General features: G+C 42.3%; 21 protein-coding genes. 7 read left to right on the top strand and 14 right to left on the bottom strand.

All coding sequences use genetic code 11. The annotated features are described in order from the left end of the window. Nucleotides 1-144 precede the first annotated feature (144 nt). Complete coding sequence (locus AACH28_RS04970) at nt 145-303, top strand: hypothetical protein (RefSeq protein WP_175442002.1); 159 nt, start codon at nt 145-147, stop codon at nt 301-303. 603 nt (nt 304-906) lie between these two features. After that, entirely contained in the window at nt 907-1500 is a 594-nt protein-coding gene (locus tag AACH28_RS04965; protein ID WP_075992416.1) for a TlpA disulfide reductase family protein, read from the top strand. 141 nt (nt 1501-1641) lie between these two features. Here the strand turns inward: AACH28_RS04965 and AACH28_RS04960 are convergent, their stop codons facing one another. From AACH28_RS04960 to AACH28_RS04950, 3 genes are all read right to left on the bottom strand, one after another. After that, nucleotides 1642-1833, bottom strand: a complete 192-nt coding sequence (locus AACH28_RS04960) for a cold-shock protein (RefSeq protein WP_070566486.1) — start codon at nt 1831-1833, stop codon at nt 1642-1644. 353 nt (nt 1834-2186) lie between these two features. Next, nucleotides 2187-3242 (bottom strand): ketoacyl-ACP synthase III, encoded by a 1056-nt coding sequence (locus AACH28_RS04955; protein ID WP_341832370.1) that lies wholly within the window; start codon nt 3240-3242, stop codon nt 2187-2189. Between the two features lie 147 nt (nt 3243-3389). Further along, the gene (locus AACH28_RS04950) at nt 3390-4532 is read right to left on the bottom strand and encodes a DUF4932 domain-containing protein (protein WP_341832369.1); all 1143 of its coding nucleotides are present in this window, start codon (nt 4530-4532) and stop codon (nt 3390-3392) included. Nucleotides 4533-4803: 271 nt separating this feature from the next. On the opposite strand from AACH28_RS04950, the gene AACH28_RS04945 reads away from it, so the two are divergent. From AACH28_RS04945 to AACH28_RS04925, 5 genes are all read left to right on the top strand, one after another. Then, nucleotides 4804-5328 carry a sigma-70 family RNA polymerase sigma factor gene (locus AACH28_RS04945; RefSeq protein ID WP_341832368.1) on the top strand — a complete coding sequence of 175 codons (525 nt, stop codon included), beginning with the start codon at nt 4804-4806 and terminating at the stop codon, nt 5326-5328. Nucleotides 5329-5411: 83 nt separating this feature from the next. After that, complete coding sequence (locus AACH28_RS04940; protein WP_341832367.1) at nt 5412-6470, top strand: FecR domain-containing protein; 1059 nt, start codon at nt 5412-5414, stop codon at nt 6468-6470. 5 nt (nt 6471-6475) lie between these two features. After that, a complete protein-coding gene (locus AACH28_RS04935) occupies nt 6476-9514 on the top strand; it encodes a SusC/RagA family TonB-linked outer membrane protein (RefSeq protein WP_341832366.1) in 3039 nt (1012 codons plus the stop codon). 94 nt (nt 9515-9608) lie between these two features. Then, complete coding sequence (locus AACH28_RS04930; RefSeq protein WP_341832365.1) at nt 9609-11258, top strand: RagB/SusD family nutrient uptake outer membrane protein; 1650 nt, start codon at nt 9609-9611, stop codon at nt 11256-11258. A 9-nt stretch (nt 11259-11267) separates the two neighbouring features. After that, complete coding sequence (locus AACH28_RS04925) at nt 11268-12272, top strand: metallophosphoesterase (protein ID WP_341832364.1); 1005 nt, start codon at nt 11268-11270, stop codon at nt 12270-12272. A gap of 332 nt (nt 12273-12604) precedes the next feature. Here the strand turns inward: AACH28_RS04925 and AACH28_RS04920 are convergent, their stop codons facing one another. The 11 genes from AACH28_RS04920 to AACH28_RS04870 all read right to left on the bottom strand — a co-directional run bounded on the left by AACH28_RS04920 (nt 12605) and on the right by AACH28_RS04870 (nt 23658). Beyond that, on the bottom strand, nt 12605-12739 hold the full coding sequence (locus AACH28_RS04920) for a hypothetical protein (protein WP_257786987.1): 135 nt from the start codon (nt 12737-12739) through the stop codon (nt 12605-12607). A 29-nt stretch (nt 12740-12768) separates the two neighbouring features. Beyond that, nucleotides 12769-13332 carry a biliverdin-producing heme oxygenase gene (locus AACH28_RS04915; protein ID WP_088161405.1) on the bottom strand — a complete coding sequence of 188 codons (564 nt, stop codon included), beginning with the start codon at nt 13330-13332 and terminating at the stop codon, nt 12769-12771. Between the two features lie 141 nt (nt 13333-13473). Further along, on the bottom strand, nt 13474-14592 hold the full coding sequence (locus tag AACH28_RS04910; protein ID WP_341832363.1) for a S41 family peptidase: 1119 nt from the start codon (nt 14590-14592) through the stop codon (nt 13474-13476). 326 nt (nt 14593-14918) lie between these two features. Then, the gene (locus tag AACH28_RS04905; protein WP_341832362.1) at nt 14919-16061 is read right to left on the bottom strand and encodes a cytochrome c peroxidase; all 1143 of its coding nucleotides are present in this window, start codon (nt 16059-16061) and stop codon (nt 14919-14921) included. Between the two features lie 8 nt (nt 16062-16069). After that, entirely contained in the window at nt 16070-16984 is a 915-nt protein-coding gene (locus AACH28_RS04900) for a hypothetical protein (RefSeq protein WP_341832361.1), read from the bottom strand. 162 nt (nt 16985-17146) lie between these two features. After that, nucleotides 17147-17716 (bottom strand): hypothetical protein, encoded by a 570-nt coding sequence (locus AACH28_RS04895; RefSeq protein ID WP_075992426.1) that lies wholly within the window; start codon nt 17714-17716, stop codon nt 17147-17149. Between the two features lie 67 nt (nt 17717-17783). After that, nucleotides 17784-18770: a hypothetical protein gene (locus AACH28_RS04890; protein ID WP_075992427.1), complete on the bottom strand. Its 987-nt coding sequence runs from the start codon at nt 18768-18770 to the stop codon at nt 17784-17786. A gap of 39 nt (nt 18771-18809) precedes the next feature. Further along, nucleotides 18810-19550 (bottom strand): HmuY family protein, encoded by a 741-nt coding sequence (locus AACH28_RS04885; protein WP_088161409.1) that lies wholly within the window; start codon nt 19548-19550, stop codon nt 18810-18812. A 273-nt stretch (nt 19551-19823) separates the two neighbouring features. After that, the gene (locus AACH28_RS04880; protein ID WP_075992429.1) at nt 19824-20447 is read right to left on the bottom strand and encodes a hypothetical protein; all 624 of its coding nucleotides are present in this window, start codon (nt 20445-20447) and stop codon (nt 19824-19826) included. Nucleotides 20448-20476: 29 nt separating this feature from the next. After that, the gene (locus AACH28_RS04875; RefSeq protein WP_341832360.1) at nt 20477-21232 is read right to left on the bottom strand and encodes an HmuY family protein; all 756 of its coding nucleotides are present in this window, start codon (nt 21230-21232) and stop codon (nt 20477-20479) included. A gap of 47 nt (nt 21233-21279) precedes the next feature. After that, complete coding sequence (locus tag AACH28_RS04870) at nt 21280-23658, bottom strand: TonB-dependent receptor (RefSeq protein ID WP_341832359.1); 2379 nt, start codon at nt 23656-23658, stop codon at nt 21280-21282. Between the last annotated feature and the right edge of the window lie 150 nt (nt 23659-23808).

The following is a 23808-nucleotide window of genomic DNA, read 5'->3' as shown; positions in this document are numbered from 1 at the left end:
GACAATATCCCAGGTTGATACTTCTGATGGCAATATCGGTTTCGATGTTGCTTTTTCTATCGCTAAATACTAAATAAGAAGAAATAAATCGATAAGAAGAAAAAAATCGGGGCGTACGGCAAGTATAAACTTAGGAAAGGCACTTTGGCCGGGGTAAGCTGGGCTCCTGACGCAATAAAATGCCTACCAAGCTATGATGCCGAAAAAGGAAACTTTAACACAGGTCAGGCAAAAGTTCATCTTGCCATCGCACGGCGTACTACAGATGGATGGTATCCGGTGGGTAAAGTTGATGTGTTATAAAGAGAACAATGTGTAACTATCTATTTATATTAACTAGGTCAAATGTCTTATTAATATAGATTTATTATTTTTTATTTTTGATATTGTGCCAGTTTGTCAGCCGTATACATAGGTACTCAATAGGCTTTAAAGAAGTGTCTTGATTTCCGAAAGCAGTGTTTGTAAATAGGGCTATCCTACACTTTGCTACAGGAGAATGCGGTCAACTTGTGCATTATCTTGAAGAATGGGATAAAGGGCCGGCTCACTTCGTCGTTTTTGTGTGCTGAACGCCTCAATTTAGCTTTTGTGAGGATGGATTAGGATCTGGTTTTTGCCGTGGAAATGTCGATGGTGCGCTGTTATTTTATACAGATGTCGGCCTGGCTCCATTCGGAAAATCATGAGCCATACAGCAAATAAGTTGGAGTTTTTTTGTTTTTAATAAATATGCTAATTATTTATATACAGTGTTTTGTATATTTTATATGGATTAAAAGTATAGGTGTTATTTTGCCTTATAAAGGCCGCAATGGTGTCTATGAAAAGACGATGTGTGGGATGAAAGGATGAAATGATTGTGGAAAAAAATCCATAAGTTAGGGGAACTAAACAAGCTGTTTTATGAATGTAAAATTTATCCTAAAAGCTTTCTTATTATTTGCGCTTTGCCTGATCCATGTAATCGGTCATACGCAGGAAAGCAACAACAATAAGAAATTGTGGGCAAAATCAATTTTGAATCAAAAGGCGCCAAAACTTGAGGTCGAGCAGTGGCTTACAGATGCGCCTGATACAAAGGGTAAGTTTATCCTTATTGATTTTTGGGCTACTTGGTGTGGTCCCTGCCGGAAAGTAATTCCTGAACTCAATGAATGGCATAAGAAGTATGGTGATAAACTCGTGATCATTGGCCTTTCGGATGAAAAAGCAGAGGTCATTAAAAAGGCGAAGGAGATTAAAATAGATTATTTCTCAGCGATCGATACGAAAGCGAAGTTGAAGAAACAGCTCGAAGTACAGGGAATCCCCCACTGTATTTTAGTAGATCCGGACGGCATTGTACGATGGGAGGGTTTTCCGACGTTAGAGGGGCATGAGCTCACCGATGATGTTGTTGCTGATATCATCAGAAAGTATTCCAGGAAGCGCGGGAGATTCAAAGATAGCAGTCCATACTTTCTGCGACAGGAAGAAGTGATGTTGGCTGGATTGTAAAAAGTCTTCCATATGTCAGACCGATCAATCGTCCGATTTTTTGCCGTACTTGGGTATGGAATAGATAAAAAAAAAGTGTAACGGTTGCCCGTTACACTTCGCAAGAAGATAAATAAATTATCTTCTTGTGTGTTTACTTAATTATGCGATACGTACGTTAACAGCATTAACGCCTTTTTTACCGTTTTCTACATCAAATGTTACACTGTCATTTTCGCGTACTTCGTTGATTAAACCAGATACGTGTACGAAAATGTCGTCTCCACCACCAGCAGGCGTGATAAAACCAAAACCTTTTGTTTGGTTGAAGAATTTAATAGTTCCTTCTTGCATTGTTTTATAAATTATATTAAAGTAATCTGTACTGCACTATTGTTATAAATGAATATGAACAATAGTTAATCGATTTTTTGCAAGAAATAGGATCTGATTTTAATGATCTTGGATTGACTCAAGTCGAAAAAGGTCTTTACCTCCGTTTTGCTAACAAAAAAGCTTCTGAAAATGCGAAAACTGAGTGTTAAGTATAACTTGACGATTTCAGATAAGCAAAGGCGGAGCCGATTATAATACAAATTTAAGTATAAAATATTGATATATACAGTGTTTTGTTATTTTTTATGAAATAAATCCTATGCAGGCTCTGTGTTAGCATAATAGCTACACGATGTAGTCGCAAAATTACATTAAACCCGATAAGTAAAAGCATTGATATTCATACCTGCGCCAACAGATGCAAATAGGATGACATCGCCTTCTTGCAGGGATTGATTGTCTAACTGACCACGGGCAATGAGATCATAGAGCGTAGGAATGGTTGCCACACTGCTATTTCCTAATGTATGGATGGTCATTGGCATAATATCGGGCGGGGGTACTGTATCGTATAGTGCATAGAATCTCATCAGAATGGCTTCGTCCATCTTCTCGTTAGCCTGGTGGATCAGTATTTTTTTGATTGCCGTGATATCGATATCCGCTTTTTGGAGGCAAGCCTGCATGGCTAAAGGGACTTTGCTGAGTGCAAACTCATAGATTTTACGTCCTTTCATTTTAATATACCGTATATCGGGGTTGTGCTCTTGTTGATAAGAGCTCCCAAAATTGAGGTAGTTCGCTTCCTCAAGCGCATAAGTTGCACTTTCATGTGATAGGAGCCCTTGCTCTGTCGTAGTGGCTTCGATGATTACGGCGCCAGCGCCGTCCGCATAGATCATCGAATCTCTGTCAAAAGGATCTATAACACGGGAAAGCGTCTCTGCGCCAATGACCATACAGCGCTTTGCCATACCTGATTTTATGAAAGCGTTGGCATGCAATACGCCTTCGTTCCAACCAGGACAGCCAAATAGTAGATCATAAGCCACACATTTTGGATTGCTGATCCCGAGCTTTTTCTTCACCCTGCTTGCTAAACTGGGTACAGTATCCGATTGGATTTTGCCAGATTGCACATCGCCATAATTATGTGCAACAATAATATAGTCCAATGTTTCAGCAGCTATACCGGCGTCTTCAATGGCACGTTGACCAGCTAGGAAAGCAAGGTCTGAAGCCACTTGGTCAGGATCGGCGTAGCGGCGTTCCTCAATGCCGGTGATTGCCTTAAATTTTTCAATGACAGAAGCCGGCTCCTTGAACGGCAGCCCATTTTCATCCAAAAAAAGATGGTTGGCGAAGTCTGCATTGGCTATTTTGTGGGGTGGAATATAACTGCCAGAACCGATAAATCTAATGTTCATAATTGTTTCTCCGTACGTATTGTGTTTAAATATATTTCGACGATCATCCCCTTATGCTATGCTGATTCCTTATGGTCGTATACATTCACATTTCTAGCGGCTTATTTCCTTCTCAGCCTTAATTTACTAAATATTATCGGGATGACGCTAATTTTCTTTCTCACACCAGTCCAGCAGTGGCTTGTATAAGCTCTGAATATCTTTCGGGTTATTGTCTTTATACAGGCGGAACAATTCGGCGTTAAATTCATCTGCTTTGGGAAATCCTTTTTTATTGACCATCATATCGTTGACGTTTTCAACAATCTGGCCAAAAAGATCATGATCATCTCCAAACTTATCGTAACAATATAAGATGAAAAGTCCCCAGGTTAAATACTCATCAAATACTTTTACCGGACTTGGATAATGAACTGTACTTTTGTTTTCTATATCTACCCATAAGTCTCTATTATTGAATATGGTATAAATCTGTTTTTTGTTTTTTTCGCTCAATGGACCTACGTAGTTGTGGTCTATCTCCGTAAAAATAATGCGTGTATTGAATGCTTTTTTGAATTTGGGGCTCCAGGATTCGTCTTCGCGGAGGGTGGGTAAAAAAAGCAAAATTTCTTTGAAACCTTTGTACTTGAAGGTGTGGGTAGCATTCATTCCGGCAATCAGGGGGGAAGTCAATACACGATAGCTATTGATTGTATAATCGAACTTCTTTTCTAACCATTCTTTTTGCTCGGCAATGGAAGCATACTCCTGATATGCTGTACGAAGGCTGTCGTAATAGCCTTGATGATCTTTGTAGAATGCCCGGTATCCGCTCTTTCTGGCGAATTCTTCCAGGTCGTTTTTATAAGCAGGGATAGGATTTGATTTCACTTGATAATTTCCAACTCCTCTCGCTGGAAAAATATAGATGTTTGTAGGTACTAATTGGTCGTTTTTGAACTTAAAGCCATATACATTGGCTGCTAAGAGGAAATAGTTGGTTAGATTCGCTCGCAGTTGCTGGTCAAATTTCTTTACGATAGGCAGATTGGAAAATGGGGTAAAATGCGCTTTGACCTCTTCAAAATACGCCGTATTCTGCTTGGTCATGTTTGGATTTTCCTTACCAAAGTCAGTTATCGCAAAGATAATATAGATGAGTTCCTGTGCTTCATTGATTTCAACAGTTGTCTTGCCGTCGTTTTGGGCAATGTAGGCTTTGCTAAAATCGACGTCTTTTTCTTGGCAGATGGCCAGGTTAGCCAGTAACACAAAGCATATTAAAATAAAAAAGATATTCCTTTTCATCGTATCGTTATTTCATATAATTATTGATAAGACATGTTGCTGACAACGTAACGTTTTACCGGTTATGGTCATGTCTGATTGGGGATTTCACTATGAAATGAAATATTCCCGACTGCAATTATAGGGAGATTTCTGCTTGTTTTATAATAAAATTTGTACAATTAGAAATGAATTCTGCTAATTGAAAAGGTAATATATTCAATTTGTTTAATTTAATATTGATCTTAACTTAATACTGAGGAAACTTTGTGCTTTTATTTTTGACAGCGCAATGGAACACATTCAGCCTATCAAATCTTCCAATCAGAAAAGTTTCAATCTCGTATACGAAAAGTACCATCGACAGATTTACGGTTTTGTACTCAAGCGTACGCAATCGGATTATATTGCAGAGGAGGTGACGCAGCTGACCTTTATCAAACTCTGGAACCAAAGGGAGAAGCTCGACGAGCAGCTCAGTATTCTGTTGCAGCTTTTCGGTATGGCGCGGCAAGTCATGATCGATCTGCTGCGCAAGGAGGCTACACGTTTCAAATATGAAGGGCAGACAGCAGTGACACCTTTTACCGATAGTCTGATCCGGGCAATTGAAAATAAAGACCTTTTGCGTATGATGGAAAAAGATATCCAGAATATGCCGACGATGCGTCGGAAGGTCTTTGAACTGAGCCGTAAAGAATGTCTTTCCCATAAAGAGATTGCCGCTCAGTTTTCAATTTCCACAAAAACCGTGGAACAGCATATCAGTAAAGCACTTCTTCAACTCAAACAACATCTCTATTCCATTATGCTATAAGTCCTTTATGTTAAGTATCGGCGCCCTTTATTAAATAATTGTTAAGAACTAAGGGATGTCGTGCTGGCCTGCGTAATAGGAGTATGAAGCATGATAAAAAGCAGCATCAGATCAAAAAGAAGATCTGGAAAATGCCCTTCCTCGTGAACGAACTTTTCAAGGACGAAGATTGGGAGAAATTTGATAGCACAGCAATGGAGGAGCCTGTGCCTACTGAAACGATGAAAACGTTTATACAGACTGCCATTCAAAATCAGGAAAAAGCGCAGGATCGAAAGGCATTACATCGGTATCGGTTGGTAAAGCTACTGCGATACAGTGCCGCAGCTGCAGTTCTCTTTTTCTTTTCCTTCCATTTTGCTACCTGGTGGACAAAAGATTCAGTTGTACAGCCAGATGCTCAGCGGTCCGTTGCTAAACCAGTTATAGCGCATCAAGATACAGTCTGGACTTCAATAGAAAATAAAAATCCCTATAGTATAACGCTGGATCTACCCGATGGATCGCATGTGCGGTTGTTCGCACAAAGCCATATTCGCTATGTGAAAAATTTTGTTGCCAATGCCCGTGATATTGAACTTAACGGTAAAGCCTACTTTGATGTCGCATCGGATCCGAAACGCCCATTTTCGGTGTTTGCCAGCGGGACTAAAACAACGGCGCTTGGTACATCCTTTACCATTAATACCAAATTAAAGCGTCAGGCTGTGACTGTGGCATTACATACAGGTAAAGTGCTTGTATCCTCGCTTACAAACGGTTTCAAACAGATTTTTTTAGCTGACCCGGGCCAAAAGCTGACAGTTGATTCACGGGGTGCGACAAGAATTGAAGCCGTCAATAAAAAACAGCCATTGAACATGCCTGATCTGTCTGCCCCGAATTTGTTAAATCTGAAAAATACACCAATGCCTGCTGTGCTAAAGGCGTTAGAAACTGCATTTAAAAAACAGATCCATTTGGGTGACAAGGGTATTGCCACTATCCATTATACAGGTGAGATTGATGTACATCACGATTCATTGAAGGATATCTTGACAACAATCTGCCTGATCAATGAATTGCGCTTTGTCGCCAATGCGGATGGAAGTTATACGCTATACAAACAGGAAAATACAATTACTGAACATCTAAACAACTAACAGATATGCTCAACAAGAAAAATCCACAAAAAAAGAACCTGCTTATTTTTGCGTTGCTTTCCGCTGGACTTACCCATGTACATGCGCAGCAGCAACAAGTGAAAGGAGCTGTACAAAATGAAAAGGGCGAGTTTCTCCCTGGAGTCAGTGTTAAGGCTATTCAGGTCAATGGAGGTCCAAGTGTGACCACCAGTACGAATAGCCAGGGGCTATTCCATTTTCAGAATTTAGTAGAACATGCAGGCTATCGATTTGTGTTTTCGGCTGTAGGATTTCAGTCCGATACATTATCGGGTTATGTTATTGAAGCAAGAAAGCCTTTGTCGTTGAGTGTGAAACTTCAGCAGAGTGCGGTTAAACTGGATGAGGTCGTCATTGGTTATGGCCGTGTATCCAGAAAGGATCTGACGAGCTCCATCAGCACCATCAAAGCGGAAGATGCGAACGTCGGCGTATTTACTTCGCCAGCACAGATGCTGCAGGGGAAAGTTGCCGGCCTGACGATTTCGAGCAACAACAGTAATCCCAATGCGACGCCTTCGGTTAGTCTCCGGGGAGCGTCAACGTTACGTAGTGGAGAAGCGATGGAACCCTACTATGTGATCGATGGGGTTCCGGGCGCATCGCTGGCTTTGGTAGCGCCCGATGATATTGCCTCAATTGACGTGCTTCGTGATGCCTCAGCGACCGCAATTTATGGTTCAAAAGCGGCCAATGGCGTTATTATCGTTACAACGAAGCGTGGGAAATCAGGGCAGACCAATATCAATTACAACGGCTATCTGGCGATCGACAAAGTGGCTAAGCACTATGAGATGATGAATGCGGCGCAATACCGGTCTTATGTCAATGATAATGGATTTTCGATGGAACCAACGGACGACTTGGGAGCAGATACCGATTGGCAAAGAGCTGTGGAGCGGACAGGGATATCAAACAACCATAATATATCCATTCTTGGAGGAGCAGAAAAAACACAGTATAGCATCAGTCTCAATACCATCAAAAACAATGGGGTTATCAAAGGGACTGATATGGGGCGGCAGATTGCTCGAGCGTTTTTGCAGACCAAGGCGCTGAATGACCGGCTGACGGCTTCTTTCAATATCAACGCAAGTATCACCAAGCAGAATGATGTGCTCGCTTTGGATCAGGGACTCAGCGTGTATGATGCGATGTATTATTACCTACCTGTATCGCCATTACGAAATACCGATGGTGCCTGGTTTGAAAAACCCGATCGTTCGCAATATGCCAATCCACTTTCCTTAATTGAAGAGAATACAAATTTTTCTAAAACTAAGGTGCTCCAGGCGCATGCAAAACTGGGCTATGAGATCTTGCCCGGGTTAACCTATACTATTGATCTTTCGCTGCAAAACAGGCAGTTTAACAATGCACAGTACTACTCGATGTTTTCGATGGCAGCACGTGGTCAGAATGGCAAATCTATCCGTGCCGCGGTAGAAGATGAACGGAAAGTGATGGAAATGAACCTGAGTTATGAAAAGACATTCGCCGGAAAACATAAGGTAGCTGCACTGGCAGGTTATTCATGGGAGGAGAACAACAATAACGATGGCTTTCAATTGACGACTTCCGATTATTACAGTGACGATTTGAGTTATTATAATCCGGGTATGGCCAATGTAGTTGATTTGTTGGGCTTTGGGAACTATTATCTTTCCACTTTGCGTATGATATCTGTTTATGGCCGTGTGAATTATGCCTACAATAACAAGTATCTCCTACAGGCAACGGTAAGACGCGACGGTTCCTCGGCTTTCGGAAGCAACAATCGTTGGGCAACATTCCCTTCGGTGTCTGCGGCGTGGCGCCTTTCGGAGGAATCATTCATCCGTGAAACCGGAATTTTTGATGACTTAAAGCTGCGTGCAGGTTTCGGGGTGAGTGGCAACTCATTGGGCTTTGACGCATTTACCGCGCAGTCTGTACGTGGCGCCTCATCCAAGTTTTTCGATTATGTAAGTGCCGATGGTCAGGTAAGCCCATTACGTACTTTGATGGTGCTGCGCAATAGCAATCCGAACCTCAAATGGGAAACAACCAGTATGATTAATCTAGGCCTGGATTTCGGATTTCTAAAAAATCGCCTGACAGGGTCTTTGGAGGTCTATAAAAAGAAAACGAGTGACCTGATTTATGATTATCAGGTAAGCAAATCGAAATATATTTATCCAACGCTGACTGCGAATGTTGGTGAAATAGAGAATAAGGGGATTGAACTGAGTCTGAATGCAAAGGCCATTGATAAAGAGGATTTCAAATGGAATACCGGATTGGTGCTATCACACAACACCAATAAGGTGGTGAGCATTGCCAACGAGCAGTTTACGCAGGATTATATCGAATTGTCGGATCTCGGTGGCGCTGGGCAGACCAATGTATTTCAGCAGAGGCTGACACCGGGAGCACCTATAGGTCAGTTTTATACCTGGGAATGGGCAGGCTACAACGATGAAGGAGTGTCGGTATTCTATACCCGAGATGAGAAAACGGGCGAGCGTACCGGCGAAACAACCACAACGCCACAGAAGAAAGATCAGGCTGTGACGGGAAGTCCACAGCCCAAGTTGACACTGGGTTGGAACAATAGCTTTTCGTATAAGAATTTTTCTTTAAACGGAATGTTCCAAGGTGCTTTTGGACAGAAAATTATGAACGCTACACGTGCGCGCCATTCAAACGTTGTTGGTAATGCTGGGCAGAAAAACGTGCTTGCCAGCGTTGTGGAAACCGAGCGCATAACGGATATCAATGCACATTACCTATCGGATCGTTACCTGGAGAATGGGAGCTATCTGCGTTTGGCTTATGTTACGTTGGCCTATACGATACCGATGAAAAATATACCGATTAAAAACCTAAGAGTATATGCAACGATGAACAACGTATTTGTGCTGACGAAATATAAAGGTATTGATCCCGAGGTGGGCTTGGGTGGCCTGACTCCGGGAATTGATAACCGCCAGACCTACCCACGGACGCGAACGTTTATGTTTGGCCTTAACTTTAATTTATAAGACAGACCTGTGGGATGGAAAACTTTTTATCGAAACAATCCTGTTGACATAAATGGAGCATGCCACATGGCCTATAGAACAAGAAATAATTTATATGAAACCAACACTATTAATTCGTTTATTAACCTTATCAGCATTGAGTTTTTCGCTGGGATCTTGTACCGATCTGGATGTTGATATAAAATCACAGCTGACGGAATTTCCGGATTCGGAACGTGCGGCCGAGGCGATTCTTGCCGATGTATATGCCGCTTATCGAGGCGCAATGGGGCGCGATCATTGGATGGTGCAAACACTCTCGGCAGATGAATCAGTGAGTGTTTCCATGGGAACAGACTGGTTTGATGGCGGTCGATACCGCGAATTCCATCTGCACAATTGGAACGCAGACAATGGCCTCTTGCCAAGTATCTGGAACGATGCTTCCACTGGAATCACCTTAGCCAATAATGCCATCGCATTATTCGGGGAAGATAAAGAAAAGTTGACGGCACCTGCCCGCGCAATCCGTGCTTATTATTATTTTATACTGATGGATAATTTTGGCGCCGCACCGTTGATCACAGGGCCTGTTGATGCTGTCCCCGCACGTTCAAGCCGTGCTGAAATTTGCCGTTTTATTGAGGCCGAATTGCTTGCGGTGAAGGATTTGTTACCGACCACAGTTTCTGTAGCAACCTATGGAAAAGCGACGAAATATATGGCCGAAGCATTGCTGGCTAAGTTGTATCTCAACTGGGCTGTTTATACGGCTACGGACGTAGCCAATTACAATCCAAGTGCACAAAATGAAAAGTTAAATGATGTGGTTGCGATGTGCGACCAGATTATTTCCTCAGGACAGTTTAACCTGACAAGCCACAAGTTTATGGCCAAGTTTCGCCCCGATAATGGTTATCAGGTAAAGGATTTTATATTTGCCATACCCTATGATCGTGAAAAACAGCAGGGTATGACTTATTCGCGCTTCTGGATACATCGAAGTGCCCAAAATCAGTTTGCAACATTGCCTCAAAGTGTTGGGGGGACTTTTCGTGTATTACCAAGCTATTTGGAGAAATTTAATCTGGCAGGCGACGAAAGAAATGCCTCATACATCGGCGGTAAGCAATATTATTGGTCAAATTATACAGAAGATAAGACTCGTCCTTTTCTGATCAGAACTTCCAAACGCGGCATAGATCAGGATTATAATGCTGCGGATGCAGATGCGCAGTTTGATTGGCAACTGGAGACCACTAAAGAAATTACTTTGCGTTCGGATGGTGCGGCCACGCTGAATGTAGGTAACGACCAAAAGGGACGCTCAATGGGGTACAGATCCATTAAGTTTTATATGGACGTAGCCGTTACATCAGCCAATCAGCGTAATCAGAGCAATGATGTACCTGTATTTCGCTATGCCGATATCCTGTTGATGAAAGCGGAGGCTATACTCCGTGGGGCTACCGCGACCAATGGTCAGACCGCACAATCTTTGGTTAATCAGATCCGAGCCTATGTTAATGCACCTGTGCTCACGGCTGCCCCAAGTCTGCAGGATGTGTTGGATGAGCGGGCACGTGAGTTTGCTGATGAATCCTGGCGTAGAAATGACCTGATCCGTTACGGAAAATTTGAAGATAACTGGGGGTTCCGATCGCTGTATCCTGCCGGCATGAGCGAGAAGTTCCGTCGTATTTTCCCTGTACCAACAACTGTATTAAACGTAAACACCCACTGGCAACAGAATCCTGGTTATTAAAATCTATTGATGAAACGCAGAACTTTTATGAAAAATTCCCTGGGCACGGCGATTACAGCCGGCCTGGGGGGAATTACGCTCAGTAGTTTCGGTCTGACAAAACCTACGCAACTTGAAAGCGAAGATATACAACAGCTTTTGAAACCCAAAGATGCCTATGATCTCCATTTTATGGCTGTAGGCGACTGGGGTCGCAATGGTGCCGACCATCAGTTGGCTGTAGCGGGGCAGATGGGCCAATGGGCCGATCAGCATCCCAATGACTTTATCATTTCTACCGGTGATAATTTTTACCCTTCCGGGGTGGTCAGTGAACATGATCCCCTTTGGCATTATTCGTTTGAAAATATCTATACCGCATTTTCGCTGCAATGGGACTGGTATCCCATTTTGGGAAACCACGATTATAAATCAGATCCCGATGCACAGGTACGTTATAGTACGATCAGCAGACGTTGGAAGATGCCTGCGCGTTATTACAGCAAGACATTTGCACTTAAGGATGGAAAAAACGTACTGATGGCCTTTATCGATACTAATCCGATGATTCCTGAATTTTACAGTAACAGCGAGTATGGGCCACATGTTGCGGGACAGCAACCCGAGAAACAGCTGGCCTGGCTAGATCAGCTACTGGAAAATTCGGATGCCCATTGGAAAATTGTCGTCGGTCATCATCCCCTGTATACGGCGGGGCCGCGGACGACGAATTACGACACCCTGGCGGTTCGAAAAGTCTTGGAGTCTATCTTTGAAAAGCGGGGAGTAGATATTTACCTTTCAGGACATGAACATTCGCTGCAGCACTTAAAAGTGGAAGGCAAGAAGTTTCATCAGTTTATCTCCGGGGCAGGATCAGAGGTAACGCCTGTAAAAACCAATCTGCCGTATAGTCGTTTTGCGAAAGATCAATACGGGTTTTTCTCTTTCTCGATCAGTAGCGAAGAAATAGCTTGTCAGGTGATCAGCCATGAGGGTATAGAGCTGTATCGGACAGTGCTTACAAAAGTATAAGGTAATAGGGCAGGAGGTGTGGAGCAGATTCGTACCTGCTTCGTACCTTATTCGGATGCGATACAGATATTGTACAGCTGCTGAACAGCTATCGTACAGACCCTGAACAGGAATTACCTGGTCGGAATTTGGTCAATAGTGGTTACCAGATTGTCGAGCTCCGAAGGTGGTCCGAACACAATACGAACACAACCCGAATACATTGGCGCTCAAGGTAAAAAAACAGACTAGTCTGGGCTAAAAAAGCGGATTGGATTGAAAAAAGTCTGATTGGATAGAAGCATTCATCTGACGCATTTTTTGCGCGTCAGATGAATGCTTCATACGTTGTGTTAAATAGATATGCTGCAGGACTTCGCTGCGAAAAAGAATACAGCGAGCCATACGAGTCCTTTGGCCAGAAAGAAGAGAAATGCTCCAATTCCGGCACGCTTAAGCCATTTAGATTTGTTGTCTTTTTGCTCCATTTATGGGATTAAACACGAACACTCCAATTTTAGTTTGCACTGGCAATAGGAGTGAATACTTCGCCAAAGTTATAAAAAGTTTGGTTAGCAATCTCTACTGCGCGATCATAAGTTGCCGGATCTTCGGAATATTTGTTCAATACCGCTGTAAATCCAGCCCACATGTCACGGCTATTTTCGCCATAACCTTCAAAAAAAGAAGTTCCTTTGGTAACGCCATATTTGTTGAGCATCTGCACGATATACGGACCACCCATGATTGAACCTTCTAGGACATATAATGATGCAAGTGCTTCCTGTACATTTGCTACAGCTGGAGCATTTGCTTCTGGCAGGTTATCTACGTTTCCACCTAAAGCTTCGATATCGCTTTTGATGTAAGATGAGTTGCGGCGTTCGGCCAAATCTGGCAATACTTCTGCGGTAACAAAAGGAGCGATACTATCTTCTACGGCGCGGAAATAAGCATAAAAGCCTTTCAATACTTCTGCGTAATCTGCTTCTGAACGAATATTTTTCAATTGGCGCACGATCGTTCCTTCTACGTTTTGGTGAGCTGCGTGCGTTTGCTCTTTGATATGTTGACTTAACATGTTCTTATTTTTATTTATAACGATTCTATACAAAGATTCGTATTTATTTCCACAAATTTATGCTGTTTTCTGCTTTATCATCTATGAAAAATGGTTTTAATTTAAACATAATTATGACAAAATCCAGTTGCAATAAATTTCTTACTTTAACCTAAAATTTGTTTTAAGTAGCAAATTTTCGTCTGCTGGCATCGAAAAATAAGTAACCGACGAAATTGCTGTGAGATTTTCGTCTTTTGTAATGTCTTTTAGCGCTGCTGCAAGCCAGGCTTCTTTTGGATCCCCGGGATGGCGGGAGGTTTCTACCGGAGCCAAGGCCAGGTCGACGGGTATGCCACCAAAATAATCACACCAGCCATTGGCATTCCGTATGAGAAATGAGGCCAGGTATACATCGAAATCTCCAATGTGGACTGAAAAAAAACCTACGGGTTTGCCAAATGTCCGCTGACCGATGAGGCGTATCGGAATATAAGGTTTGAAGCTGCTGATCAGTAATTCACTTGCCGAAGCCGTGCGTTCTGATACAATGCATGACAGCTGCTGTAGTGAATTGAAATGTCCCTTTTTGATAAAGTAATGCGTATTGGCTTTTTCACTATAATCCACATCGGCGAGGGTGGCAGGGTGTCCTTTGTATTGGACCACTTTGCCATTGGCATCCAGATAGGGTTGTTTAAGGAGTAGTTTTGCTTTGCCTTGCTGTACATTCGGATGAAATTGCTCGCTGAACATAACTTTTTTATCCAGTTTGGCTGGACTAATGAGGTTGGCTAAATATTCTGCGGTCTCCACATAACCGCCACCGTTATGACGTAGATCGAGGATGAGATGTGTAACTTGCTTTTGAGCCAGTTCGGCTGCAAGTTGATCCAATTCGGCCTTCACTGTCTGGAGCTGGGGAAAGGAGGGAATGTAAACATAAGCAATCCGTTTGTTTCCCACAGACCAGTAGGACAGGTGTGTAGCGTACCTGTAGGGTGTTTCTATGCTGGCCATGTGACCACTACTTTTCTTGTCGTTACGACGACGCTCCAAATATGAATATTTGGGTTTATTGGGGATGGTCGACAATTCGTAAGGTCTATCTTTCTTGTTCAAAGCGTATTGGCTGAGGGCAAAAAGTGCCCGCTCATAAGCCGTTTGTTCGGGGTCTATCTGTGCATATTTCGTCCGCGGATCAAAAGTAGTATATGAAGGGAGAGATTCCTGCCAGCGATATAGCTGTTTGGCATACAGGTAGATTGAGTCGAGAGTCATTTCTTTTTTTGTTCCTGTTTTTGGACTAATAAATTCATCGGGCAGAGTTGTTGTTTTACTGCCGTTCTGACAAGCTATTATAGCAGTTATTGTAACTAATAGACCAACTATTTGGCGGATTCGACTCATTATATAATGCGCATTTTGTTCCTTATTCTTGTAGTTGATTCGCTACAAAATGGATAATTATCTGAAATTTAATACTTTTTTACTTTTTTATTTAATATAAAAGCCTAATTTTGTGCCAATTTATTTAATTTTTGATGCCTCCGCTACTGTGGAGTACTCAAAATGTCCCAAAGGTATCCCCTTTGGGATTTTTTATTTTAGGGCAATACAGGTCGTTCTGTTTTGCTTGGCACACTGGATAAACTCTCCAAAAAAGCCAAGATATTTTCCTGTTCTTTACTGCTTAATCGGACATTTTGAATATGCGGCGATAAGGTCCCATTGATCTGTTGTCCTGTCTTTTGGGGCATGCCCTGACTCAGCAGGTTGATCAGTTCACCTAAGCTCGAAATACTACCATTGTGCAGGTAGGGTGCAGTATGGATCACATTGCGCAGACCCGGCGTGCGAAATTTACCTTTGTCTGTTTCCAGTCCTGTTGCCTCAAAGCGACCATTGTCCAAGGCACCTTTGCTGGTAACAGCATAGCCCAGGTTATGAAAATCGAGATCGGTAAAGAAGGCACCATTATGGCAGTTGATGCATTTCCCTTTGGTCCGAAACAGATGGAGGCCTTCAAGCTGTGCGTCGTTTAATGCCTGGTAATCTCCTTTGATAAAACGGTCAAAGGCTATTTCACCACTGCTAATTGATCTTGAATACGCTGCTATGGCATCTAGCAATCCTTCGACGCTCATCGTCTGGCTCGAGTAAGCCGCCTCATATAAACGAAGGTAGCCTGGTATAGCTTGCAGCTTAGCGGGTAAAGCAGTCGTATTTCCGCCCATTTCGATGGGGGAGTTGATGGCTTCAGCAATCTGCTCTCGATAAGTCATTGCGCGGCCATCGTGGAAGAGTTTGCCTTCCAGGTACCAGACATTTTCCATGGAAGGTGTATTGCGGTGATGCAGTGCGATACCATCTGCCGTTGTTTTTTGGTCGATCCAGTAGGTGTCCGGATTATGACATGAAGCGCAAGTTTTCATGCCATTACCGGTGCGGGGGTCGAAAAATAAGGCTTTGCCAAGTGCTATTAGCTCGGCCTTATCTTTCGATGGGTTTTCGGGTAAAGCGGCCAGTTCACGTACCTTAATATTGTTGTACCAAGCGGCAGCTGGCCATTGCGTTACCGATTTACTATATTGTTGGCGTAAGGTTTCTTCAGGCAAAGTAGGAGCTGTAGGCTCTCCTGGGACAGAAGCGCTCTTGCTGCAACTGCATACTGCTAGTGCCGCGAAACATGCTGTGATTAAAGGTTTTGTACGATAGCGAAAATATGCGGTCAAAAATATCTTAGGCAAGGTGTTAATTAATTTAAAGAGATGTTAAAATTACCTTCTGATAATAAGTTCCCGTTTTTATCCATCATCTTCAAGGATTTAATTGCGTTTCCCTGTACAGATACGGGAATGGATAGCTTTATCGTCATCGTTGCAGCATCAAAGATTACATTGTTGATAGTATATTCGTTATTGAGGTTATCAATCGCTATAAAATGGTCAAAATCTGCCTTGAAATAAAGTTCATAAGTCTCTTTACTGTTTATGTTCAGCACCAGGTCGCCGCCCTTTTTGCCAGTATAATCCTGCCATTTTATGACATTGTATAATGTTGGTAAGAATACCTCAAAAACATCGGTGAGTTTCGTGTAACGTCCGGAGATCAGTTTGATGTGGTATTTGCCTGGTTTGAGATCTTCTGGAGTATTAAATTGTGCAATAAAAGATGTTGGAGGTTGAGAAAAAGAAAGTAAGGTCTCTTTTCCATCCTTATCGACCAGATAGCCCTTGGTTTGCGCCTCGTCTGGCAAAATATTTTCTCCTCGTACTACCAAATCCTCGTTTTTTGGGTAACTAAGGTAATATTTGCCTTCAAGCAGATTCATTTCTGCCTGTACCAGCGGCTGGTTGTACTGGAATACCAATGTATAATTTTTGCTGGAACCATCTTGTGCCCGCACAGTATAGGTAATTGGTTTGTCGAATTGTAACTGTATTGCTGTCCCAGATGCAGGAGTAATTGTCGCTAATTCCGAAATTTTAATAGTGGGCGTAATGCTTTCGGGCTGCTCCACCAAGGGTGGCCAATATAAGATAATCTGGTCATTCACAATACTGGCTGACAAGGTTTTGCCATCAGCATCCTGAATGCTAAAGGATTCGATGTCGTTGTAGGGTAGGCTGGGGTATTCGGTTTTACAGGACCAGCATGTTAATGCTAGCATAAAAATAGCTAGGAATTGAATGATATGTATTTGTTTTTTCAAAAATGAGTGTTGCATAATTTTTTTTGGTTAAAAAATCGTTATGCGGATGATGATTAGGTTATAAAGATCCGCAACCCATCCACCAGGTTGCGGAATCTTTCATTCATTAAATAGGAAGGACTATAATGCCTTAACTTCGATATTGGTATCTGCTTTTACTTGTAATTGACCTGCCACTACTTGTTGGCCAACATTTGTAAAATTAATTAACTTAACAGCATACGAAGCTCCGGAAGAATTTCCGACCAACACTGTCAAAGGTTGGATTGCTTGGTTTGCATGGCTATCTAAATCATATTCATACCATTCGCCACTACCCTGTGATGATACTGGAGTCGCTGTTGCCCAATCTGATGCTGTAACGGAAGCGATGTCTTTTGCTACCGTTCTGATCGAATAAGATCCATTAGCCTTGATCGAACCATTTACATGGCTAAAGAATGCAACTTGGCCAGAGCTACTTAAGCTTTGTGCACCTGTAGCAAGGTCGACATATACTGCAGGCCAAGTTGCTGCAGCTGCTGGGCTCCACCATTGACCTACAACAGTGTAGTTACTATTTGCCTTAGCTTGGTTCAGCGCTAAAGGAGCTGTTGCTGATTCTGTCGTTGGGGCTGCTGCCCATACTGCTGCCGATAGCACAGTCACGGCCATCGCTGATTTTAAGATAGTTTTGATGTTTGAGTTCATGTTGAGATCTCCTCTTGTTTTAATTTATTTAATTTTGATGCCACCATGGCATACTGTGGATGCTTGTTTATGATTCCGTTATTGTACTTGGAGACAACTGTGTCTTTACAACATCGGCCCAGTCTTTAAATTGGAATTTGATCTGTAAGTTATCAAAGGTTCCGATTGGAAGATTTGTTGGTAAGGAAACCGTCATTTCGGTACGGTTATAAGATTTAATGGTCAATGGATAATCCTTTCCATTGAGTGTCATAATAACAGCTGTCGGATCTAAAATCACTTTATCTAAGTTGGCTTTAATGGTCCAGTCTTTATTTTTTGCCAAATTTAGACCCGATAAGCTAACAATTACATCCGGTTGACGATATGTAATTTTGAGCGGATTGGCTAATGTAATGGTATGGTTGATGTTGGTCACCTCTACATCATAAGTGCCTGCTTTAATATCGGATGGAATGCGGTTTTCCCGTTCGGTACCCGTATAGCTTAATTGGTATCCAATCACCGAAACTTTCAAGCTATTGGGCGTAGCCATCTTAAATCGCTCCTTGGTTTCTTGATTAATCAATGCAATACTCACCAATGAAGGATTGGTATGCATAAAGGTTCCATTAATGGCTGGAAAAGCACCTCCAGGGCCTTTTGTAAGCGAAATAGAAGATGTCGATGCAAAAGTCGCTTCAAAAGATGGTGTACTTTGTAATTCAATCTTTAAGCTATAGGTTCTTGTGGTACCTGTAGCGGACTTTACAGTATACGTCTGGTTCTTTTCATCTGTTTTAACAGGCAAAATTTCTTCGGCTATACTGGCTCCATTGGAGAGTTTAATGTTCGGATCTATCACCAATAGACCGTAGTAGTAGGGGACATAAACCGTAATGGTATTGGCCTCATTGTCGATGGCTCCATAAATAACTTCGTCATTTGGAAGATTGGTGACTTTGTATTCCAGTATTTTATCTGCTGGAAGTAAGGCTAGTTCTTCCGTTTTGGTGCAGCGGGTTAGCAGCAATCCTACAAAAAGGAAGCTTAAAATGCTGTATATTCTTTTCATGTTAGTTTAGTGTCTAATAAGTAAGCTATGCTTATTTTTTTAGTTAGTGATTGTAAATTTGGTACTGCCAGCTTTGGCAAGTACATATTGGAAAGAAAAGTAGGGTGTTGGTGAATCTTTAAACCAATCTTTTGGATCCAAGAGGTCTTTATAGATACTTTGTATCTTGATCTTGGCATAATTCCCCTGGGCTGTACGGACGATCAATGTATTGTTTTCGATAGGATAGCAAACGTGTTTTTTGTTTTCGGCTCCACCACCTTTGATTACGCCATCAAAATCATATAAATACCAACCTAGACCTTCACCAAATGCTCCTGAATCATCTGTACCATATGCTTTTTCACCTTTGCGAAACTCGGCGTCTGAAGGGATATCGATTACATCTTCAAATTTTTTCTTCACAATGAGTATACCGCCTTTCCCTGGGCCACCTTTACCAAATCCATTTGCTGTATTGTTGCAATTGATAAAACTGCGGTATATTTCTGAGCAAGAGATGTCCCATCGTGCGGTTAGTTTATAATCCGGTGTCACAGCTTTGTTCTGTTCCAGGCTGTAATATATTGGTGATTGCGCCGTGGTTGGTGCACTCCCAGCAGGTAAGTCTTCGCCAAAGTTCTTAACCGTAATCAAGCGGTTAAACATAGCTTCTGGTGCAACAGGATCTGGTTCAGGCTCTACTACTGTGGGCTCGCTTTTGCTACAGGCCCCCAACACAATTAAAAATGCCAATACCGGTATGAATTTTAATAGGTTGCTGCGTTTCTTTATTTTCATTGTTACTAGTTTTTTGTGTTAGTCGATACTTTGTCCCTTTTCTATACATGTAGTAGGGTTGTTAGTATGTTATTTTTATTTAAATTGATTCTAAATAATAGTAAAGATAAAATCTTTTGCTGATAAAGTGTGTATGAAAATTGGTATTTAATATATTTTTTTCGGTTTTTGATTTTTGGTTAACAAAAGCAGCTGGAATTTTAACCAGCTGATTTGCTAGTATGTTTCTTTAGGCCTTCTCAATAGACCTTCTCAAACTTATATTTCAGTTTACTACTGTTTAACAAACTTTTTAAAATTGATGTTATAGGTTGCATTTCCATTAGCTGCAGTAATGCCGCCTGCTTGAATTACATAAAGCTCATCTGCTTCGTTATTCAATTTCTCACCTTTGTACATTACGATGTACCGATTGGCAGTAGGGTAGACAGCATGATTGTTTGCAAAATCATAGATAATCCATGTTGGGCCTGTCACTGGTGCTCCGGCACTTGACGCATCAATGCCGAGTTTGTCAGTCAAAGTGATGTTGGCTGCTAATACCGATGTTAGTGTCAGCTTTTCAATACTCGTGTTTGCCTGATCAAAATAGCCCATTTTATAATTATCTGATGAAGTGTTTTGTAAAGTTGAACCATACATCCCCGAAAGATTGATCATACTCTTAGTTTCTTCCTGAACAGTATTTGTTTTAAAATCATAAAAAGTCTTTACGCCAGAAGGAACTGCGATTGTTGCAGTTGATGAAACAGCTGTCTCATCACTAAGTTTTGGGTCCTCAGGCTTTTCTTCTGGTTGCTCCGTTGGCTCCTCTACCACTGCCTCGTCCTTGCTACAAGAAGTAAAACCTAAACTCAATGCACATAGTAGTGCTGCTGTTGTAAATAATCTATTCATCTTTAATTTAATTGTGTAATTTTTCCTTATTATAATGTGTTTGTATTTAAATCTTTGCTGCCATCCTGCTGTACATAATATCTAAATGTATAGTATGGGGCAGGCCAATTGAGGTTGGTTACCGCTGCTGGGTTTCCCTTATAGGCATTGATCAGCTGTAATTTGGCATATTTGCCATTAGGTAAGCGAATCGCATAGGTACGATTGGGGAGCGCCTGCATAATATGGGTGCTCAAACTATAACGAAACCAGCCATCCGAACCATCTGTTGCTGCCCAGCCAATTTTGTTTACTTCACTTTTATTAAACTCTTCATCCGAAGGGGCTACAGTGACACTCTGATAGGCTTGTCGCAGTAAAACCACAGCGGTATTATTTGCCTGGCCGCCATATCCCGGATTGTATTCATGCTGGGAATTATTCACATAGATCTCCGAATTGTAAGGACCTGTAAAGGCAATATCCCAATCTTTTGTTTTAAGCCACTGCGCAGAATCGGCTTTGGTTTTAACCCATATTTGCTTTTGGTCTTTAAAACGAAAAAGAAATATAAAAAATGGTCTTTGCTCTTTTCCTTCAGTACCTTCACCCATGGCTGCATCGGTATCGCCAGCAAGATCTTTGATCAAGGTACTTTTGCCATCTTCTAATCCGATCGTATAGTCTTTGTCTTTCCCACAGGATACCACTGTCAATAGCAATAGTGCTGAAAAAATACAACGGCCAATCTTGTGAAAGGAAAGCCAGATGCTACATTCTCCAATAATCATGCGAATCGTTCTCATCTTTTATCTTGTACTTTGTGTGCTAAATTCTTGTTCATTAGTCCTTATTATTCTTTTATCCAACGGTAGCTCACGCCGCCCATAATAACGCGTCCAGGTTGCCCAAGTAAATAACGGCTTGTAAAATTGAATAGATTGTCACCGATCAGACGCAGTGTCAATCTGCGGTTCATCAGACTCTTTTCTACCGTCATATTCACCAGTGTATGATAGGGGATAAAGATGTCATATTTGTCGATAAACTGGTTGCCATTGTATTCCTGAAAAGGTGTGGCACTTCTGAAATTGACACGCGCATTGACATTGACGCCCCAGGGTTTATATTCGTATTGGGCTTTTGCGTTGAACATGTGTCTCGAACGGTCTTCAATACCCCAATAATCCGATTTTTTGCTCTGGCGATATTCGCCTGTAGCGGGATCGTTGATCTGGTTATAGGGATAACTTCCCTTGGCAATACTATCCAAAACACTCAGGTCTTTGGCAATCAGGTATTGATAGCCCATCGACAATTGCAGATCTTTGGTCGCCTGATAGGTCAATGAAACTTCAAAACCTTTATTCATGGCTTTGGGCAGGTTCCGGTAGCTATAGATCTGTGCTACTTTGGTCCCGTTACCCACACTGACTGTGTTGATCTGATTGTTGATCCGATGGTAGAAGACCGAGAAATCGGCCTGAAATCTATTGGACGGACTCCAGGTAAGTCCAATATTGTTTGAAATGCTGGTTTCGGCTTTGAGGTTACCCGCCACCAAATTGAGCATATAGCTGTTTTTATAACTCAGTTCTCCGGCTTGATCCATGGCTGCAATCACATCGGCTACGCGCTCTGAGCCCACGACCAAATAGTTGGCTGCTGGATTGAAAAAGACCTGATAGCGCATCTTATAGTCGGGTGCCTTAAATCCTGCTCCGATACCACCTTTGATCAAAAGCTTAGGGCTGAGATGATACTGCAGGCCTAAACTTGGACTCAGATGGCCGTTGTAGACATTGGTCTGATCGTAGCGTAGACCCAGCGTCGTCAATAAGCGGTCTACAGGTTTCCATTCGGTCTGCAAATAGGCGAATGCGCTGTTCAATGAGCGTTTGGCATCCAGATCCTGGTTGTCCATCAGTTCAAGACTGCCGCCTATACCACCGGTAAGTTTGACCTGTTGTGCGGGGCTATACGCAAATTGCTGTTCAATGCGGTGTACATTCTGACCGAATTGCTCGGCACTGGCAACAATACCTTGTTGCAACCATTGTGCGGCAATCTGGGAGTGGAAACGCGAGAAATAGTAACGCGTCATACTGCGCAGTCCCGACTCGAAATTATGGTCGTAACTCGCCGAAATGTTGATGTCCTGATCTTTTTGTTTATCCTGTAGTGCGGCCGATTCGGACCATGCATTGATCATTTCAGATTCTCGGGCTGCATAACGCCCTGTAACGCCCAAAGTGCCATTTTTGCTTGTACGATAACGCACTCGCCCCTGGAAACTATAGTTGGTATAGGGTGGAAATGTGGTGCTCTTGGAGTCCAGATAGTGCTTGTCGGTATTAAAACCATCCGTGCGGTAGTAATTGCCCGAAAACACGGCACTCCCGCGTTGATTAGCAAAAGGTGTTTCTGCTTCCAGCGTTGCATCAACGGTATTGAGACTGCCATAAAGAAGCGATGCCTGTGCCTGTGGTGTGATTGCACCATGGCGAGTAATGATATTGATCGCACCACCCAATGCGTCACTGCCGTATAAGCAGGAGGATGCGCCTTTGATAATTTCGATACGTTCGATGTTGGTCACCGAGATACGGGATAGGTCAAAGTTGCCACTGTTGCGTCCCAGCATAGGTTGCCCGTCTACAAGGACCATCACGTAGTTGCTGCTGAATCCCTGGATCTGTACACCGACGGCTCTGGAGCCTCCGGCAATATCGTTGACGATGGCGATACCCGTCTGTTCTTTTAAAACTTCATCCAGACGGCGGCTGCCCATAAGCTCAATTTCACGTTTGGTGATGACTTTTACGGGCATAGCTGCATTTTCGGCCTTAACGAGATTGTCTACAGCCTGCACTTTACCCTGCACATCAACTACATCCATCTGCCTTTCTTCAGCTTTTAACACAATGTTGAGCTGCTGATTTTTGTCTTCCAAATCGATAACTTGGCGGTACTGCTGATAACCCATGGCCTGTACCTGTAATTCGTAGCGCCCCGCATAGAGCTGGGTGAATTGAAATCTCCCTGCGGTATCTGTTTTAAAAGCATATTTGTCCGGATAAAGATATACGGTCGCATTGGCTACGCCTTTATTGGATTCGTTTTTCAATACACCGGAGATTTTCCATTTTTCCTGTGCTTGCAGGGTATAAACCTGGCAGGCACATAAGGCGATCAGGGTGCTTGTTAGAATAGATGAGATGCTTCTAAACACTATTTTTATTTTTACTAATTCTAAATAATGTTACAAAAAACGGTAATCCGTGTGAATTTTTCTCTATGCAAAATGTCATAAATTCTATTTAATCCGTTTTTTGTGGACTGAAAAGTAGTTTATTTTAAGATGTATATTGTTGTTTAGTAG

Source organism: Sphingobacterium thalpophilum, from assembly GCF_038396785.1.
GTDB lineage: Bacteria > Bacteroidota > Bacteroidia > Sphingobacteriales > Sphingobacteriaceae > Sphingobacterium > Sphingobacterium thalpophilum_A.
The sequence above is the reverse complement of the archived record's forward strand: the minus strand, read 5'-3'. Positions and strand labels throughout refer to the sequence as shown.